Annotated in this window: 16 protein-coding genes; 10 read left to right on the top strand and 6 right to left on the bottom strand. The window is 71.4% G+C overall.

The features are described from left to right. The first annotated feature begins 23 nt into the window (after positions 1-23). Both ACWH43_RS03325 and ACWH43_RS03320 read left to right on the top strand, forming a co-directional pair. Positions 24-794, top strand: coding sequence for a lysophospholipid acyltransferase family protein (locus ACWH43_RS03325; protein WP_158446593.1), 771 nt, complete (start codon positions 24-26; stop codon positions 792-794). Between the two features lie 86 nt (positions 795-880). Next, on the top strand, positions 881-1,294 hold the full coding sequence (locus ACWH43_RS03320; protein ID WP_158446594.1) for a hypothetical protein: 414 nt from the start codon (positions 881-883) through the stop codon (positions 1,292-1,294). A gap of 11 nt (positions 1,295-1,305) precedes the next feature. Here ACWH43_RS03320 and ACWH43_RS03315 read toward each other — a convergent pair whose 3' ends face one another. Then, a complete protein-coding gene (locus ACWH43_RS03315) occupies positions 1,306-1,875 on the bottom strand; it encodes a gamma-glutamylcyclotransferase (protein WP_448153400.1) in 570 nt (189 codons plus the stop codon). 200 nt (positions 1,876-2,075) lie between these two features. On the opposite strand from ACWH43_RS03315, the gene ACWH43_RS03310 reads away from it, so the two are divergent. Then, positions 2,076-3,113 (top strand): DUF2125 domain-containing protein, encoded by a 1,038-nt coding sequence (locus tag ACWH43_RS03310; protein ID WP_158446596.1) that lies wholly within the window; start codon positions 2,076-2,078, stop codon positions 3,111-3,113. Positions 3,114-3,456: 343 nt separating this feature from the next. After that, entirely contained in the window at positions 3,457-5,334 is a 1,878-nt protein-coding gene (locus ACWH43_RS03305) for a sensor histidine kinase (RefSeq protein ID WP_158446597.1), read from the top strand. Between the two features lie 82 nt (positions 5,335-5,416). Here the strand turns inward: ACWH43_RS03305 and rpoH are convergent, their stop codons facing one another. The 4 genes from rpoH to ACWH43_RS03285 all read right to left on the bottom strand — a co-directional run bounded on the left by rpoH (position 5,417) and on the right by ACWH43_RS03285 (position 11,445). After that, positions 5,417-6,313, bottom strand: a complete 897-nt coding sequence (gene rpoH / locus ACWH43_RS03300; protein ID WP_158446598.1) for an RNA polymerase sigma factor RpoH — start codon at positions 6,311-6,313, stop codon at positions 5,417-5,419. Positions 6,314-6,530: 217 nt separating this feature from the next. After that, positions 6,531-7,580 (bottom strand): RluA family pseudouridine synthase, encoded by a 1,050-nt coding sequence (locus ACWH43_RS03295; protein WP_158446599.1) that lies wholly within the window; start codon positions 7,578-7,580, stop codon positions 6,531-6,533. A gap of 298 nt (positions 7,581-7,878) precedes the next feature. Next, entirely contained in the window at positions 7,879-9,576 is a 1,698-nt protein-coding gene (locus tag ACWH43_RS03290) for a heme biosynthesis protein HemY (RefSeq protein ID WP_158446600.1), read from the bottom strand. Positions 9,577-9,594: 18 nt separating this feature from the next. Continuing rightward, entirely contained in the window at positions 9,595-11,445 is a 1,851-nt protein-coding gene (locus ACWH43_RS03285; protein ID WP_158446601.1) for a uroporphyrinogen-III synthase, read from the bottom strand. Positions 11,446-11,718: 273 nt separating this feature from the next. On the opposite strand from ACWH43_RS03285, the gene tsaD reads away from it, so the two are divergent. The 5 genes from tsaD to acs all read left to right on the top strand — a co-directional run bounded on the left by tsaD (position 11,719) and on the right by acs (position 16,663). After that, positions 11,719-12,774, top strand: a complete 1,056-nt coding sequence (gene tsaD, locus ACWH43_RS03280; protein ID WP_158446602.1) for a tRNA (adenosine(37)-N6)-threonylcarbamoyltransferase complex transferase subunit TsaD — start codon at positions 11,719-11,721, stop codon at positions 12,772-12,774. After that, the gene (locus ACWH43_RS03275; protein WP_158447971.1) at positions 12,771-13,766 is read left to right on the top strand and encodes an NAD(P)H-dependent glycerol-3-phosphate dehydrogenase; all 996 of its coding nucleotides are present in this window, start codon (positions 12,771-12,773) and stop codon (positions 13,764-13,766) included. The genes tsaD and ACWH43_RS03275 overlap by 4 nt, the downstream gene beginning before the upstream one ends. A gap of 11 nt (positions 13,767-13,777) precedes the next feature. Then, on the top strand, positions 13,778-14,104 hold the full coding sequence (locus ACWH43_RS03270) for a hypothetical protein (RefSeq protein ID WP_158446456.1): 327 nt from the start codon (positions 13,778-13,780) through the stop codon (positions 14,102-14,104). Beyond that, entirely contained in the window at positions 14,104-14,514 is a 411-nt protein-coding gene (locus ACWH43_RS03265; protein WP_158446455.1) for an EVE domain-containing protein, read from the top strand. Before ACWH43_RS03270 ends, ACWH43_RS03265 begins: the two co-directional genes overlap by 1 nt. Positions 14,515-14,710: 196 nt before the next feature. Further along, on the top strand, positions 14,711-16,663 hold the full coding sequence (acs, locus tag ACWH43_RS03260; protein ID WP_158446454.1) for an acetate--CoA ligase: 1,953 nt from the start codon (positions 14,711-14,713) through the stop codon (positions 16,661-16,663). A gap of 100 nt (positions 16,664-16,763) precedes the next feature. Here the strand turns inward: acs and ACWH43_RS03255 are convergent, their stop codons facing one another. Continuing rightward, a complete protein-coding gene (locus ACWH43_RS03255) occupies positions 16,764-17,153 on the bottom strand; it encodes a RidA family protein (RefSeq protein ID WP_158446453.1) in 390 nt (129 codons plus the stop codon). Between the two features lie 165 nt (positions 17,154-17,318). Between ACWH43_RS03255 and ACWH43_RS03250 the strand changes: the two genes are divergently transcribed. Further along, positions 17,319-17,993: an AprI/Inh family metalloprotease inhibitor gene (locus ACWH43_RS03250; RefSeq protein ID WP_158446452.1), complete on the top strand. Its 675-nt coding sequence runs from the start codon at positions 17,319-17,321 to the stop codon at positions 17,991-17,993. Positions 17,994-18,005: the final 12 nt, after the last annotated feature.

Genomic DNA, 18,005 nt, shown 5'->3' with positions numbered 1-18,005 from the left:
CGTCTCACGCTCATTGCGGGCTCATGCTGATCCTGCGTTCGCTCGCCTTCAACGTCCTGTTCTACGCCAACCTCGTCCTCTGGCTGGTCTGCGCGGCCCTGCCGGCGCTGCTGCTGCCGCCGAAGGCGCTGCAGCTCATCGCCGCGGGCTGGGCGCGAAGCGCGCTCTGGCTGATGCGCGTCGTCGCCGGCACGCGCTACGAGGTGATCGGCCGCGAGAACATCCCCGCCGGCGGGCTGATGGTCGCCGCCAAGCACCAGTCCTTCTGGGAGACCTTCACCCTCTTCACCCTGTTCCCCGATCCGGTCTTCATCCTGAAGCGGGAGCTGATGCGCATCCCGGTCTTCGGCTGGTGCCTGGCCAAGCTCAGGATGATCCCGGTCGATCGCGGCGCCCGCGCCCGCGCCCTCAAGGACGTCACCCGCCGCGCCAGGGTCGAGCTCGGCCAGAAGGGCCGCCAGCTCCTGATCTTCCCGGAGGGCACGCGCCGCCCGCCCGGCGCCCCGCCCGCCTACAAGTTCGGCGTCGCCCATCTCTATGCCGAGCTCGGCGTGCCCTGCGTTCCGGTGGCGCTGAATTCGGGGCTGTACTGGCCGCGCCGCCAGTTCCTCCGCCGGCCGGGAACGATCCGGCTCGAGATCCTGCCGCCGATCCTGCCCGGCCTCGACAAGGCGAGCTTCCAGCACGAATTGCAGGGCCGCATCGAGGCGGCCTGCGACCGCCTGCTCGCCCAGGGCCGGGCGGAACTCGCCGCGCAGGGGCTGGATCCGTTCGCCGCTCCTGACAGGTCCTGACAGCAGCCTGGACTCCCCGCGCCCGGCGCCTGTTGACTTATCCCCATCTTGTTCCCATTTTGTTCCTCAGCACAGGAGGAACGGATATGGCTGCCCTCGCCTATCGCTTCACCCCGGATCTGTTCGACGAGCCGGCCCCGGCGCCGGAAACCGCGGCCCGCGAGATGCCGCTGCGCAGCGCCGCTTCGCTGAGCGAGCGGCGCTTCACCGCCTGGCGCGGCCGCTCCGGCCGGCGCTATGTCGCCTCGGTCTTCCCGGTCGAGGACAGCCATGCCCTCAGCTTCACCGATGCGGTGCTGCTCGCCGTCACGGCGGAACGGCAGATCGTCGCGGCCCGCGATTCCGGCCCCTTCGGCGTCGAGGCCGCCTTGGCGCGCTGGCAGCGCTCCGTCGCCGAGGCCGGCGCCCGGGAAATCCACGTGCATCTCCTCGCCGAGGACGGCGCGAGCCGGCGCGCGGCGCTGCTCGACCTGATGCCGCAGGCGGATGCGGCGGACTGAGGCCGCCCCGCTCAGCCCTTCAGCGGCGGGTGGGTCGCGCGCAGCCCCGGCGCCAGCTCCTGGGCCAGCGCCGCGAGCACCGGGTCGTAGACCCCCATCCGGCGCAGATGCTCATGGGTCTGGAGCACATAATCGGGATTCTCGCCCAACTCGCCCCGCCCCTGCCGGACCAGCTTCAGCAATTCCTGCGCCGGCAGCCGGCCGGCATATTGCAGGTGCCGGCGGTCCGCGACATAGGCCACCCCCCGCACCTGCCGGCCATCGTCCAGCTTCAGCCCGACATGGCGCTCGATATAGACCGAAGTCGCCTGCTCGCGCGCCCTGAGATAGGCGATGGTCTCCTCCGCCAGCCCGGCCGCGACGCGGAAGGCCAGGCCGCGGCAGACCCCGCCGCGGTCGAGCCCGAGCACGAGGCCCGGCCGCTCCGGCGTGCCGCGATGGACATGCGAGAAGACGCAGAGCGAGCGGTGATAGCCGTGCAGGCGCGCCGCGACGCTCTCCTCGAAGGCGAAGCCCGGCCGCCAGATCAGCGATCCGTAGCCGAAGACCCAGAGATCCGCCGCCTTGTCCCCGCTCGTCATCGCCATCTCATAATTTGGCCGCCCGGGCCTGCTTGGTGCGGCAGGAACGCCTGCTGGCGCCCGCCGCCATTGCGAGCTATCGGGTCGCTGCGAAAAGCGGAATCCGCTTTTCGACCAAACCCGATGCTGCAACAACGTGCTGGGATCGCCAGCAGGCGATCTATTCAGCCGCCCGCCTTCGCGCAAGGAACGCCTGCCGCATGACCGACATCCCAGCGACGCGCCGCCAGAGCCGCTTCTGGCTCTATGGCCCCGTGACCCTGCTCGTCCTTCTGGCGGCCGCCTGGTCGGGCTTCTGGTTCTACGCCCATGGCCGCGTCGTCGCCGAGCTCGACAAGGCCCTGGCGCGCGAGGCCGAGCGCGGCCGCACCTGGACCTGCAACAACCGCTCCGTCGGCGGCTACCCGTTCCGCATCGAGCTGCGCTGCGATTCGCTGGCGCTGACCTCGACCCGCTGGTCCGAGGCGGTGCGCGTCGAGACCGGCCCGGCCGTGGCCGTCGGCCAGATCTACTCGCCCGGCCTGGTCATCGTCGAGGCGACCGGCCCGGCCAGCGTCACCCTGCCGGAGGGCCGCCGCATCGCCCTTTCCTGGAAGCAGCTCGACGCCAGCCTGGCCTGGCGCGAGCCGCAGCGCTTCGCCCTGGTCGCGACCGAGCCCCAAGCCACGCTGACCGCTCCGGGACAGACGGACGAGACCTGGCGCGCCGCCACGCTCGAGGCCCATCTGCGCCGCAACCCCGACCGGCCCGCGGCCGACCAGGCCGTCGACATCGCCCTCTCCGCCACCGGCACGGTCCTGCCGGCGATCGACGCGCTGCTCGGCACCACCGACGCCGGCACCATCGACCTCCAGGCGACGCTGACGCAGGCGGAGGCGTTCCGCAAAGGCTTCAACCCCGAGGCCCTCGACGGCTGGCGCGACGGCAACGGCGTGCTCGACCTGACCCGCATCGCCGCCACCAAGGGCACGGCCCGCATCGAAGGCAGCGGGCAGCTTCTGCTCGATCCGACCCACCGCATCGGCGGCGACCTGCAGCTCGCGGCGGCCGGCATCGAGCAGATCGGCGGCATCCGCGTCGGCAATCTCCTGGGCGGGCTCGGCGGCCTGCTCGGCGGCCGCGGCCCCGCCACGGCGGCGCCGGGCCTCACGCCGCTGCCGCCGGTCTCGCTGCGCGAGGGCCGCGTCTTCCTCGGCCCGCTGCGCCTGCCGCTGAAGCCGCTCCTGCCGCTCTATTGAACGGGCGTGCCGGCCCCCGCTCCGGGGCCGGCACGCCCACCGCCCGCCATGGCGCGGGCGAAGCCCTCGCGCTTTTGAGGCCTCGGCCAATCCGCCGGGCTCTTCTCCGGTTCCGCGGCGCCGCCCTGCTTTTCGACAGAAGACGAAACGTCGTTTCAAGACAGAGGCCCGCCCCTTCGCCTCTCCATGCGGGGAATATCTTGCGCTCTGCGTCGGCGCGGAAATTCCGGACGCCCCACGATCTGTTAAGTACTCCGAGCGACTGCGATTGCTGCGTCTCTCCCAAGAATGGACGCCCGCCTCATCTCATTGTAGCTTGCGCTCAGCAGACGCAGGAGAAGAGATGCCGGAACATCTGTTTGTCCGGTTCGGCGAGCGCCACTCTGACTTCCCGAACGACAGCGTCATGCTGGAACGGATCCGGGCGTTCGACTGGTCGGCATCGTCTGTCGGCCCCATCGAAACCTGGCCGGACGAGATCCGGTCCGCCGTCAGGATGATGCTCCTCTCCGAATCGGCCATGGCCGTCCTGATCGGCGGTGACGGCATCATCGTCCACAACGACGCGCTTCACCGGCTGCTCGGCGATCATTATGCCGGCATTCTCGGCCTGCCGGTCACCGAGGCGCTTCCGATCGCCGCCGGCTTCTTCCGCGACGCCATCGCCGCCTGCGGCGAGGGCAAGGGCGTGCGTTATCAGGACCACCCGCTGAAGCTGCTGCGCAACGGCCTCCTGGAGACGGCCTGGTTCTCGGTCAGCCTGACGCCGATCGCCGACATCGCGGCCAGGATCTACGGCGCCTTCGTGATCATCAGCGAAACCACCGAACGCATGCGCACGCTCCGGGCGCTCGGCCAGTCGCGGCAGCGCATGGACCTCGCCCTCGAGGCGGGGGGCATCGTCGGGACCTGGGACCTCGACATCAACACCGACACGGTCTTCACCAACGGCGCCTTCGCCGAGCTCTTCGGCGTCTCGGGCGACGAGGCCCGCCGCGGCATCAGCACCGATGTCCTGGCCACCGCGCTGCACCCCGACGACCGCGACCGCGTGCTCGGCGGTCTGAGGAGCGCGATCGGGACGGGCTCGGACTATCGCTGCGATTACCGCGCCGTGACCCGCGACGGCGAAACGCGCTGGTTCGTGTTGACCGGCCGTCCCCGCCGCGACGAGGCCGGCGCCATCGTCCAGTACGCCGGCATCGTCATCGACGTCACCGAGCAGACAGAGGCGGCGGCCGCGCTGGAGCAGAGCAATCTGCGCTTCGACATATTGGCCGAATCCATCCCGCAGATCGTCTGGAGCACGGATGCGGAGGGGCGGCACGACTATTTCAACCGGCGCTGGAACGAGTTCACCGGCATCGCTCCCGACCGGATTGAGCCGACGACCTGGCAGGAGCTGGTCCATCCCGAGGACTGGCCGCGGGTGCAGCAGGCCTGGCAGAACTGCTTCGCCACGGGAGAAACCTACGATATCGACTACCGCTTCCGGCACCGGGACGGCAGCTATCGCTGGCTCTGGGCGCTGGCGCTCCCGCTCCGGGACGCGGAAGGCAGGATCATCCGCTGGTACGGCACGGCAAGCGACATCGACGCGCCCAAGCAATTGGATCAGCAGCGGGAGCTGGTCGCCCATGAGCTCGACCACCGGATCAAGAACCTGTTCGCGCTGGTCAACGGGCTGGTCACCCTCTCGCTGCGCGAACTGCCCGAGCACCGCCCGCTGGCGGACGCGCTGCGGGCGCGCCTCGAGGCGCTGAACCGGGCGCACGGGCTGATCCGGGGAGAGCGGGATGCGCGGTGCGGCTCGCTGCGCCTCCTGATCGAACAGTTGCTCGCCCCCTATCGCGACGGCCGCGCCGGCCGTATCGCCATCGCGGGAGAGGACGTCGCCATCGATGCGGGCGCGGTTACCGCGGTCGCGCTGGTGTTCCACGAACTGATCACCAACGCGGCGAAATACGGCGCGCTGTCCCGTGCCGGCGGCACGCTCGGCATCAGGCTGAGCGCCGATGAGAGTCGCCAGACCATCGACTGGCAGGAGCGCTTCGAAGGCGGCATCGCCGGGAAGGTCGGCGAAGGGTTCGGCTCGCGCCTGCTCAAGACCATGATCGAGGGCCAGTTGCGGGGCACGATGACCCGCCGGCCCTCCTCGCAAGGGCTGTGGCTGCGCATCGACCTCCCGCGCACGGCGTTCGGCCCCACGGCGCGGGGATAGCCGCCGACGGTCGGAACGCCCCTTCCCGCGCGGGCGAAACCGCGCCGCCGGGCGGAAGGCACCGGGCGCCGCAGCCTCGCGATCAGGCCGCCGGCAGCGCCGCGCGCGGCGCCTCGATGCGGGTGATTGCCTTCTTCACCGCCTCCTGCACCTTCTCGAAGGCGCGGACCTCGATCTGGCGGACGCGCTCGCGCGAGACGCCGAACTCCTCGGAGAGCTCCTCCAGGGTGATCGGATCCTCGGCGAGGCGGCGCGCCTCGAAGATGCGCCGCTCGCGCGGGTTCAGCACGTCGAGCGCCTCGCGCAGCGCCGTATGGCGGTTGCTGGCCTCCTCGGAATCGGCGAGGCGGCGCTCCTGGCTTTCCGAATCGTCGACCAGCCAGTCCTGCCACTCGCCCTCGCCGTCCTCGCGCAGCGGCGTGTTGAGCGAGGCGTCGCCGCCGAGGCGGCGGTTCATGTCGATCACGTCCTGCTCGTTGACGCCGAGCTTGGTCGCGATCTGCTTGACCTGGTCCGGCCGCAGATCGCCGTCGCCCAGGGCCGAGATCTTGCTCTTGGCCTTGCGCAGGTTGAAGAACAGCTTCTTCTGATTCGCCGTGGTGCCCATCTTCACCAGCGACCAGGAACGCAGGATGTATTCCTGGATCGAGGCCTTGATCCACCACATCGCATAGGTCGCCAGCCGGAAGCCCTTGTCGGGCTCGAAGCGCTTGACCGCCTGCATCAGGCCGACATTGCCCTCCGAGACGACCTCGCCGATCGGCAGGCCGTAGCCGCGATAGCCCATGGCGATCTTGGCGACGAGGCGCAGATGCGAGGTGACGAGCTTGTGCGCCGCATCGCGGTCGCCATGCTCGCGCCAGCGCTTCGCCAGCATGTATTCCTCGCTCGGTTCCAGCATCGGGAACTTGCGGATCTCGTCGAGATAGCGTGAGAGCCCGCCTTCGGCGGACAGGACAGGCAGCGAAGCACTCGCCATGCGCGTGTCTCCTCCTTCAGGCCCCCGCTGCGCGGCAGGCCCACCGCGCGATCAACCTTCGCGCAGGTTTCGGACAATGCGATTGATCCAACGCAGAAACCGCTCTGGAGTTCGGCGGGATCGATTGCGTGCGGCGCCCCCTTGGCCATCCGCATCCGACAACCCCAGTATATGCGAACTCAGTCTGGCGGAAAGGTGGCAGCGGCGCCAGATCGGCTCACAGCCTCGCGAGCGCTGCTTGCAGATTCGCAAAATCGGCGGGCGGATCGGATTCGAACAGCATCTCCTCGCCGGTTGCCGGATGAGCAAAGCCGAGCAGGGCGGCGTGCAGGGCCTGCCGCCCCAGCGCGGCCAGCGCCTCGCGCGCCTCCTCCGGCAGCCGCACCGCCTTGGTCGCGAATCCCGAGCCGTAGAGCTGGTCGCCGAGCAGCGGATGGCCGATATGGCTCATATGCACGCGAATCTGGTGCGTGCGCCCGGTCTCCAGCCGGCATTCGATCAGGCTCGCCAGGGCTTCCGTCTCGTCGAGCCCCCTGAGCAGCGGCGGATAGCGCTCGAGCAGGGTGATGTGGGTGATCGCCTCGCGCCCGCGCCCCTCCTTCACCACCGTCATCTTCTCGCGGTTGCGGCTCGAGCGCTCGATCGGCGCATCGATCGTGCCCTCGCGCAGGCGCGGCACGCCCCAGGCCAGGGCAAGATAGGCGCGCTGGAGCGGGCCGGTGCGGCCATGGTCGGCGAACTGCTTGGCGAGCTTCTGATGCGCCCGGTCGTTCTTGGCGACGACGAGCAGCCCACTCGTATCCTTGTCCAGCCGATGCACGATGCCGGGCCGACGAACGCCGCCGATGCCGGAGAGGCTCTCGCCGCAATGGGCGATCAGCGCGTTGACCAGCGTGCCGTCCTCGTGCCCGCCGGCCGGATGGACGACGAGACCCGCCGGCTTGTCGATCACGATCAGGTGTTCGTCCTCGTAGACGACGTCGAGCGGGATGTCCTGCCCAACCGGCTCGGGCGGCTTCGCCTCCGGCATCACGAGGGCGAGCGCATCGCCCTCCGCGACCTTGCGGCTGCCGTCGCCGACGACGGCGCCGTTGAGCCTGACGCCGCCCTCCTTGATGACCTGCTGCAGACGGGCGCGCGAAACCTCGCCGGCGAGCAAAGCCAGCGCCTTGTCGAGCCGCAGCCCCGCCTGTTCGGCGCCGACCTGCAGGGTGACGGAGCCGTCCGCCGGGCCCGTTCGGCCGTTCTCTTCAAATCCAGAATCCATGCCGCCGCTATAAGGCGCATGGGCTCCCGCCGCACGCCTTTTCCGCATGCTGGCCTCATCGTGCCTGGGTTTGATTCGCGCGTTTCGATGACCGCGAGGCGCGTGTGAGCCGTCATTGCGAGGAAGCAGCCCGGAGGCGGCCGGGCTCCACGTCCCCCGGATTGCTTCGCGAGCCTGTCCGCGGGCTTGCCGAAGGCAAGACCCGGGGGCTCGCCATGACGGGAAACGTCGCCCGCCCCTCATCCGTCACCGCTTCGCGCTGCCGCCTTCTCCCGCAAGGGGAGAAGGAACGCCCGCCTCAGCCGAACAGCCGGAACCCGCTCTTCTTCGGCTCGGAGGGCGGCTCCTCGTCCGGCCCCGGATCGTCCGGCGCATGCGGCACGGGGAAGATCACCGGCTTCGGCACCGCCGGATCACGGGCCGCGGCGACGGCGACCGCACCGGCCGGAGCGTCGGCCGCTTCCGCCGGTTTCGGCGCCTCGACGGTTTCCACCCTGGCCGGGTCGGGACTGGCAGGCGACTCGCTCCGGGCAGGCGCGGCTCCGGCCTCGGAAGGAGCCGCCGGCATCGGTTTCGGCGCCTCCTTCGGAGCGGGCGGCGCGGTCACCGCCGCCGGCTCGACCGTGGCGACGGTCTCCGCCTTGACCTCGATCAGCTTGGTCGAATCGTCGAGATCGGCAAGCACGTCGTCGAGCGCCTGGGGCGGGCTGCCGAGCGTCGCCGGCGGCACGGTCCAGACGAAGGCGTCGAGCCGCCCGGTGATCGGCGAGACCGGCATCCAGTGGTCGGAGACCAGCCCGTCCGCGACCCAGGCGGCGTCATGCGGCGCCCGCGTGGCGCGCGCCAGCCATTCGCGCACCTTGCCGGCGGCGCCGTGCTCGGCATCTTCCAGCTCCGCCATCAGCAGGCAGGCGCGGACGGAGGCGCCGCCGGCCAGCAGCGGCTTCAGCGTCTCGCGCGCCTTCTGGAATTCGCGGGCCTGGATCGCCGCGCCCGCCAGCGCCAGCACGCTTTCCGGATCGGCGGGGCGCAGCCGCGACAGGGTCTGGGCCCGGTGCAGCCGATCGAGCGCGCTGTCGCCGGGGCGGACGTCGAGATAGGCGGCCGCGATGTCGGGATGGGGCGCCTCGCGCCAGGCCGCCTCGAGCAGCTTCGACGCCTTGCGGACATCGCCGCGCTCCGACAGCATCCGCCCGGCCAGCGCCGCGGCGGGCGTCAGCCCGGGCGCGAGCTTCACCGCCTCGAGCGCCGCCGCGAGCGCCCGCTCCGGCTCCTTGTCGCGCGCCTCCAGCGCCTCGGCGGCGAGCAGCACGGCGCGCTGGCGCCGCGCCTCCGCCTTGTCGGCGAGGCGCAGCGCCGCGCGGCGCTCCACGGCGGTGCGCGCCGCCTGCCAGTCGCCGGCATTGGTGTGGAAGTCGAGCAGCGCGTCATTGGCCCAGGCGAGCGAGGGCGAGCGCCGCACGGCGTCGTCCGCGAAGGCCCGGGCCGCCGCCATGTCGCCGCGGCGCTTGGCCTCGACGAACAGGCCGCGCAGGCCGAGCACGCGCGTCTCCGAACGGTCGAGCATCGCCTTGAAGGCGGCCTCGGCCTGGGGGCGGTTGCCAGTGAGCTGCGCCGTCTGCGCCTCGAGCAGCAGGGTCAGCGGCTCGTTCGGCACGAAGCGGCGCGCCTCGCCGGTATAGCGCCCGGCCGCGACCGGATCGCCCGCGCCGATCGCAACCATGCCGCGCGAGACGGCCTCGAAGCCGCGCGCCCGGCGGCGCGCCCGCGAGGACAGGCTGAAGGCCGAAGGCAGGCCGAAGACGAAGCGGATCACCGCCCAGGCCAGCAGCACCAGGAAGGCGAGCAGGACCACGCCGATCGCGCCGATCGCGACGCTGGTGTCGATGCGGTAGCCTTGCCAGATCACCGAGATCTCGCCCGGGCGGTCGGCGAGCCAGACCGCCCCGAAAGCGAGGCAGGCGAAGACGGCGAGATAGACGAGAACGCGAACCATGGCCTCTTCTACCCTCCGTCAGCCCGCCGTGCCCAGCGCCGCAACCGCATCCTGCGCGATTTTGGCGATGGCCGCCTCGGCCGCCGCGCGCTGCTGCAGCGCGGCGCCGAACGCTGCACTGGCACGGCGCGCCGGCTCAGGCAACTGGCCCCACAGCGCCGCCGCCTTCGGCATGTCGCCGGCCGCGATCGCGTTTTCGAGCCGCAGCGGCAGCGTCGCCGGGTCGCTGGATTCATTGTCCCCGACCGGCCGCACGGTGACGATGCGGCTCGCCAGGCCCCAGAGCCTGTCCGTCCAGTTGTCGGATTGCGGCGTGACCTCGCGCTGGAACATCGCGCCGTGCCGGCGGAAGCCGGCAAGCAAAGTCTCGCGCGTCGCCGCTCCCGCCGCCGCAACGGCCGTCAGAGGCTCCGCATCGGCCTGGGCGACGCCGCCCTTCACCAGCGCCGCGACGTCGTTGGCGAAGGGGCGCCCGCCCGCCAGCGCCCGCTGGACCCGCTCGGCGAGGACGAGGCGCGCAGCGACCAGCCCTTCGGGGCTGGTCGCGGGGGCGGCCTTGGCCTGCGACTCGACCGCCGCGACCCGGGCCGCCAGCCTGTCGAAGCGCTCGCCGGAGGCGGCCAGGGCCGTCTCGGCGCGCTGGAGCTGTTCGGCCACGGCGCCCGTATCGGGAGCCGGTGCCTTGGCGAGTTCGCCGACGCGGCCGGCGAGCGCCTGCACCTGCGCGTCCGCCTTCGCCGCGGCCTCGGCGGCCGAGCCCGCCTTGCGGTCGGCGGCGGCTGCGGCGACCTGCGCCCCATCGACGCGGCCGGAGAGTTCCGACCATTGCGCCGGGGTGACGGCCGGGCCGCCGGGCCGCAACGCATAGGCCGTCAGCCCCGCGCCGACGCCACCGCCGAGCAGCCCGGCGATCGCCAGAGCGAGCCAGGGCGTCGCGGGCTTCGCAGCCGGCGCGGATGCGGCGCGCGGCGGCTCGGCCGGCGGCGGGGAGAATTCCTGCGGCAGGGCCTCGGTCGGCGCCACCGCCTCGGGCGACGGCTTGCCGGCCGGGGCGTCCGGCTCAGCCTGCGCCTGCGCTGCGGCTTCCAGCTCGATCGTCGGCGGCGTGCGCTTGAGGCTGCCGCGCGCCTGCGGGCGTTCCGCCTCCCCGGGCCGCAGGCGCTGCGAGACCTGCTCGAGCGCGGCCAGCATCCCGGCCTCCTCCGGATGCTCGGCCACCAGCACCGTGCTGGCGCCGGCCGAGATCAGCGGCGAGGCGACATTGGCCGAGAGCGCGACATGGGTGAGCTCCAGCGCCTGCTCCTCGACGCCGGCCGCCTGGGCCAGGCTGAGGAAGGTGCGCGCGCCGCGCGGCGAGTAATGCAGGGCGGCCCCGACCTCGCCATGCCGCAGCGCGGCCTGGGCATCCTCCGGCAGCACCGACACCGCCTCGGCGGCATAGGCCTCCCAGAGCACGACCTCGTAGCCGGCTTCCCGCAAGCGCGGCGGCACGTCCTCGTTGCGGTCGCGCGCGGCGATCATCAGCAGCCGCGCCGGCGCCGGCAGGGTGCGCTCGATCAGCGCGATCAGGTCGTTGCGGTCGCCATCGGCGCTGCGCGCATCGCCGAACCCGGCCTCGCGCGCCCGGGCGGCGGTGCGCGCGCCGACCGCGAAGACCGGCAGCTCGCGCCAGCCCTGCGGCCCCTCCGCCAGCATCGGCACGGCATTGCCGCTGGACAGCACGATGGCGGCGAAATCCCCGGCCGGCGCCTCGCCCGGCAGCCGCACCACCTCGAACAGCGGCGCGATCAGCGGCTCGAAGCCGTGAGAGGCGATGGCCTGCGCCGTGCGCTCTGCATCGGGGCGGGGTCGGAAGACGAAGACGCGCATTCACAGCTCCTGACGGGACAGCCTACGATCACAGCACCCGCCGCAGGCGGCCGCGGTTCCGGCGATCGGGTCGCATTGAGGCGGAACGATGATGCCGGCCATCCCTTCTCCCTTTTCTTCCCGACCCGGCGGCGGCCGCCCTCCGGAGCGTGCCGCTTTGCCATTGGCCTTCGGCCATGGCAGGCACTATACGAGGGAATTGCCGGCAGGATACCGCTGCCTGCAAAGCTTCATCACCTGATCCTCCATTCCGCGGGACAAGTCGACCGAATCATGCGTGTTCTTGGGATAGAGACGACCTGCGACGAAACGGCAGCGGCGATCGTCTCCGTCGAGCGCTCGGGCGAAACGAAGATCCTGTCGAACGAGATCCTGAGCCAGATCGCGGCCCATGCCGCCTATGGCGGGGTGGTGCCGGAGATCGCGGCGCGCGCCCATGTCGAGGCGATCGACCGCATCGTCGCCCGCGCCTTCGCCGATGCGGATCTCAGGCCCGGCGACATCGACGCCGTCGCCGCCGCCGCCGGCCCCGGCCTCGTCGGCGGCGTCATGGTCGGCCTCACCGCCGGCAAGGCGATCGCTCTGGCGCTCGCCAAGCCCTTCATCGCCGTCAACCATCTCGAGGCCCATGCGCTGACCGCGCGCCTGACCGACGACGTCGCCTTTCCCTATCTGCTGCTGCTGGTCTCCGGCGGCCATACCCAGCTCCTGGCCGTGCGCGGCGTCGGCGACTACCTCAAGCTCGGCGGCACCATCGACGACGCCGTCGGCGAGGCCTTCGACAAGATCGCCAAGATGCTGGCGCTGCCCTATCCGGGCGGCCCCTCGGTCGAGCGCGAGGCGGCCAAGGGCGACCCCGAGCGCTTCGACTTCCCCCGCCCGATGCAGGGAAGGCCCAACCCCGACTTCTCGCTCTCCGGCCTGAAGACGGCCGTGCGCCTCGTCGCCGAGCGCATCGCGCCCCTGTCCGACAACGACGTCGCCGATCTCTGCGCCTCCTTCCAGGCCGCCATCGTCGACGTCATGGTCGACCGCACCCGCGCCGGCCTGCGCGCCTGCCGCGAGGCCGGCATCACCCCCTCCACCCTGGTCGTCGCCGGCGGCGTCGCCGCCAACCAGGCGATCCGCAGCGGGCTCGCCCGCCTCGCCACCGAATCCGGGCTGCCGATGGTCGCCCCGCCGCTCGCGCTCTGCGGCGACAACGGCGCGATGATCGCCTGGGCCGGGCTGGAGCGGCTGAGGCTCGGCCTGGTCGACGACATGACGGTCGCGGCCCGTCCGCGCTGGCCGCTCGACGAACTGGCGCCGAAGCCAGCGACGGCGGCATGAGTCCAGGCCCGGGCTTCGCCACGATCGGCGTGGTCGGCGCCGGCGCCTATGGCGCCGCGCTGGCGCTCGCCGCCAGCCGGGCCGGGCGCACCGTCCGGCTCTGGGCGCGCGACGCCGCCACGGTCGAGGCGATCGACCGGACGCGGCAGGCGCCGCGCCTGCCCGGAATCGACCTGCCCGCGGCGGTCCAGGCCACCGCCCGGCGCGGCGACCTCGCGGGCTGCGACGCCCTGATCCTCGCCGTGCCGACCCAGAGCCTGCGCCAGGCCTGCGCCGAGATGGCGCCCGCCCTGCCCTGCGGCATCCCGGTGGTCTCCGCCGCCAAGGGCATCGAGCAGGCGAGCGGCCTCTTCCCGACGCAGATCATCGCCGCCGCCTGGCCGGGCGCGCCGACCGCGATCCTCTCCGGGCCGAGCTTCGCCGCCGATATCGGCCGCGGCCTGCCGACCGCGGTGACGCTCGCGTCTGGGGCTCCCGATCTGGCGCAGGCACTGGCCGAAGCGTTGAGTTCGCCCGCCTTCCGCATCTATCATTCAGGCGATCCGCGCGGCGTCGAGATCGGCGGCGCGGCCAAGAACGTGCTCGCCATCGCCGCCGGCATCGCCATCGGGCTCGGCTTCGGCGAGAGCGCCCGCGCGGCCCTGGTGGCGCGCGGCTTCGCCGAGCTGCGCCGCTTCGGCGAGGCGCATGGCGCCGAGCCCGAGACGCTGATGGGGCTGTCGGGCCTCGGCGACGTGGTGCTGAGCTGCGCCTCGCCGCAATCGCGCAATTTCGCCTATGGTCTGGCGCTCGGCCGGGGCATGAGCCCCGCGGAGGCGTCCGGCGGCCGGCTGGCCGAAGGCGCCTTCACCGCCCCCATCCTCGCCAGCATGGCGCGGGCGGGCGGCATCGAGACACCCATCGCCGAGGCCGTCGCCGCGATCATCGCCGGCCGCAGCGGCGTGCGCGAGGCCGTGGCGGCGCTGCTCGCCCGGCCGCTCAAGGCGGAATGACGGAGGAAGCCATGGCGGGAGACCTCTCCGATCTCGGCAAGCGCATCGCGCGCGGCATCGCCGAGGTGAAGAAGACGACGGGGTCCGAGCTCATCGCCGAGAGCGGCCCGGTGCCGCTCGCCGGCCGGATCGCCGGCCCGGTCATCCAGCATCGCCGCCGCCGGGCCGAAGGCACGCATCGCTTCGTGCTGATCCTGCCCTTCGGCGAGGGCGAGGTCCGCGTCGAGCTGGAGCCGAAGGACTACGCCGCGCTGACGCGCGAGATGGTGCGCTTCTGGAACGAACAGGGCGAGGCGGCCTCGCAGCCGCCGGTGCCGCTCAAGGAGGACGAGGCCTGATGGCTCACTGGCTGATCAAATCCGAACCCTCGGTCTGGTCCTGGGACGACCAGGTCAAGGCCGGCGCGGAAGGAACCCGCTGGGACGGGGTGAAGAACCACACCGCCAAGCTGAACCTGATGGCGATGAAGCGCGGCGAGCAGGTCTTCTTCTACCATTCCAACGAAGGGCTCGCGGTCGTCGGCATCGCCGAGGTCATCCGCGAAGCCTATCCCTGGGAAGAGGCGGGCCCGCCCTGGGTGCTGGTCGACTTCAGGGCGGTGAAGCCGCTGCCGAAGCCCGTGACCCTCGCCGCCGTCAAGGCCGAGCCCCGGCTCGCGAAAATGTCCCTCGTCACCTCCTTCCGCCTCTCGGTGCAGCCGGTGACGGACGAGGAATGGGACATCGTCTGCAAGATGGGCGGCCTATGAGGCCGTCTTCCGGACCGCCTTCCGGCCGCCGGCGCGCACCGCCGAAAGTCTGTGACACGAAAGTGCGAGCGCGAAGCGCTTGCCGCGCCGCACGCGCATCCTATGATGCACCCAATTCAAAGGAGCGGGACCGCGCCCGCCGTCGCGGCGGAGACGGGAACGCGACACAAGACCCTATCCGGGGAGACGCCTGCAAATGTCCGAAACGATCTACGACGTGCCCGCAGCCTGGGCGGAAAAGGCCTGGGTGACCGACGCCCAGTACAAGGAGATGTACGCCGCCTCGATCAAGGACCCGGACACGTTCTGGGGCGAGCATGGCCGGCGCATCGACTGGTTCAAGCCTTACGCCAAGGTCCGCAACGTCAGCTACAAGCCGGGCGAAGTCTCGATCAAATGGTATGAGGACGGCACCACCAATGTCGCCTACAACTGCGTCGACCGGCACCTGGCCACCCGCGCCAACCAGACCGCGATCATCTGGGAGGGCGACGACCCGGCCGAGTCCAGGACGATCACCTATGGCCAGCTCCATGCCGAGGTCTGCAAATTCGCCAATGTGCTGAAGGCGCATGGCGTCCGGAAGGGCGACCGCGTCACCATCTACCTGCCGATGATCCCCGAGGCGGCCTATGCGATGCTCGCCTGCGCGCGGATCGGCGCCATCCATTCCGTGGTCTTCGGCGGCTTCTCGCCGGACTCCCTGTCCAACCGCATCGAGGACGCCGATTCCAGGGTCGTCATCACCGCCGATGAGGGCCTGCGCGGCGGCCGCGCCGTGCCGCTCAAGAAGAATGTCGACGCCGCCGACGACAAGGTGAAGGGCGGCATCGGCGCCGTCATCGTCGTCCGGCGCACCGGCGGCCACGTCACCATGAAGCCGGGCCGCGACTTCTGGTACCACGAGGAGGCCGAGAAGGTCTCGGGCCACTGCCCGCCGGCCGAGATGCAGGCGGAGGACCCGCTCTTCATCCTCTACACCTCGGGCTCGACCGGCAAGCCGAAGGGCGTGCTGCACAGCACCGCCGGCTATCTCGTCTATGCCGCGATCACCCACCAATACGTCTTCGACTATCATGACGGCGACATCTACTGGTGCACCGCCGATGTCGGCTGGGTGACCGGCCACAGCTACATCCTCTACGGGCCGCTCGCCAACGGCGCGACGACGCTGATGTTCGAGGGCATCCCGACCTATCCGACGATCTCCCGCTTCTGGGAGGTCATCGACAAGCACAAGGTCAACACCTTCTACACCGCCCCGACCGCGATCCGCTCGCTGATGGGCGCCGGCGAGGAGCCGGTGAAGAAGACCAGCCGCGCCTCGCTGCGCCTGCTCGGCTCGGTCGGCGAGCCGATCAACCCGGAAGCCTGGGAGTGGTATCACCGCGTCGTCGGCGAGGGCCGCTGCCCGGTCGTCGACACCTGGTGGCAGACCGAGACCGGCGGCATCCTGATCACGCCGCTGCCCGGCGCGACCCGGCTGAAGCCCGGCTCGGCGACCCGGCCCTTCTTCGGCATCAGGCCCGAGATCGTCGACACCGAGGGCAAGGTCCTCGAGGGCGCCTGCGAAGGCAACCTCGTCATCGCCGATAGCTGGCCGGGCCAGATGCGCACGGTCTATGGCGACCACAAGCGCTTCGAGGAAACCTATTTCGCCACCTATCCGAACAAGTACTTCACCGGCGACGGCTGCCGGCGCGACGCCGACGGCTATTACTGGATCACCGGCCGCGTCGACGACGTCATCAACGTCTCGGGCCACCGCATGGGCACCGCCGAGGTCGAATCGGCCCTGGTCGCGCATCCCGCGGTCTCGGAGGCCGCGGTGGTCGGCTACCCGCACGACATCAAGGGCCAGGGCATCTACGCCTATGTCACGCTGATGACCGGCGAGAGCCCGTCGGAGGATCTGCGCAAGGAGCTCGTCGCCCATGTGCGCCGCGAGATCGGCCCGATCGCCTCGCCGGACCTGATCCAGTTCTCGCCGGGCCTGCCCAAGACCCGCTCGGGCAAGATCATGCGCCGCATCCTGCGCAAGATCGCCGAGGACGAGCACGGCGCGCTGGGCGACACCTCGACCCTGGCCGATCCGGCCGTGGTCGACGACCTCGTCGCCAACCGCCAGAACAGGCGCAAGGCCGGCTGAGCCGGCCCGGGCCCGCAGGCGCGTCCGCCGGGAGGGGCCGCCCCTTCCGGCACCGCCCTCCCGCGGCGGCGGAATCGCCGTCTTGTCGCGCTCCCGCCGCCTACGGATTTGGCGAGGCCGCGATCACCTCGATCTCGACCTTGAACTCCGGCCGGGTGAAGCCCGAGACGATCATCAGGGTCGAGGCCGGCGGCGGCGTGCCGACATGGGCATCGCGCGATTCCATATAGCCCTTCATATGGGCGCGATCGGTGACATAGGCGTTGACCCGCACGATATCGGCGAGCGTCATCCGCGCCTCGGCGAGGATCGCGGCGATATTGGCGAAGCAGAGATCGGCCTGCGCCCGCACATCCTCCGGCACGGCGCCGTCCGCGGCGATGCCGAGCTGCCCCGAGCAGACGGCCAGGCGCCACCCCGCCGGCACCGCGATGCCGTGGCTGTAGCGGGCGAAGGGAGGGGCGATGGTGGCGGGGTCGAGCGGCGTCATGGCGGTCCTTCCGAAGGGCCGCACTATGCCCGCCCCGCGCGAGCGGAACCAGACCGGGCTTCGCGGGTTCGCAAGCGGATGCGCTTGGGCTAGACCATGCTCATGCCGCGTTCATGATGGCTTTATGATATTGGCTTGATATTGCATCGATCGGGACCGCGCCGCATGACGACGACGAAAACCGCCATTCCGACGCTGAAAGCGACGGCGCTGCTTCCGCTCCTGGCCCTGACGGCCTGCGCCGGCTCGCAGCGCTTCTCCGGCCCGGTGATGAACCCGCCCTCCTACAGCCAGCCCGTTTTGCCCGCGGCCCCGCCGGTGGCCTCCGCGCCCGTCACCTCCGAGCCGCTGCCGCCGCCGGGCGGCTACCCCGCCGCCTCCGCGCCGGCGCCCGCTCCCGGCGCTCCGGGGCAGGATCCCTTCTTCGAATCCGGCGGCGTGCCGCCCGGCCAGGGCCAGCCGCCGATGGGACAGCCGGGTTCCGCTCCCACCGCGCCCGGCAACAACCAGGTCGCGGGCCTCGGCCCGAGCCCGGCCGCCCCGGCCCGCCCCTCCGCGACGCGCGACAACGTGATCGGCGGCTGGACGGCGCGCGAGGCGACGGGGGGCACCTGCCGCATCCAACTCTCGAGCGCGCCGACGCTCGACCTCTACCGCGCCAGCTCCTCGGGCTGCGCCAATCGCGACCTGCAGAAGATCACGGCCTGGGATTATCGCGACGGCGAGGTCTATCTCTACCAGCAGGGCGGCACGGTGGCGGCGCGGCTGCGGGCCACCAGCGGCAATGCGCTCGACGGCGCCGTGACGAAGTCCGGCGCCGCGCTGTCGCTCAATCGCTGAAACGGGCAGGAA

It is taken from the genome of Allobosea minatitlanensis (assembly GCF_964020775.1).
The sequence above is the reverse complement of the archived record's forward strand: the minus strand, read 5'-3'. Positions and strand labels throughout refer to the sequence as shown.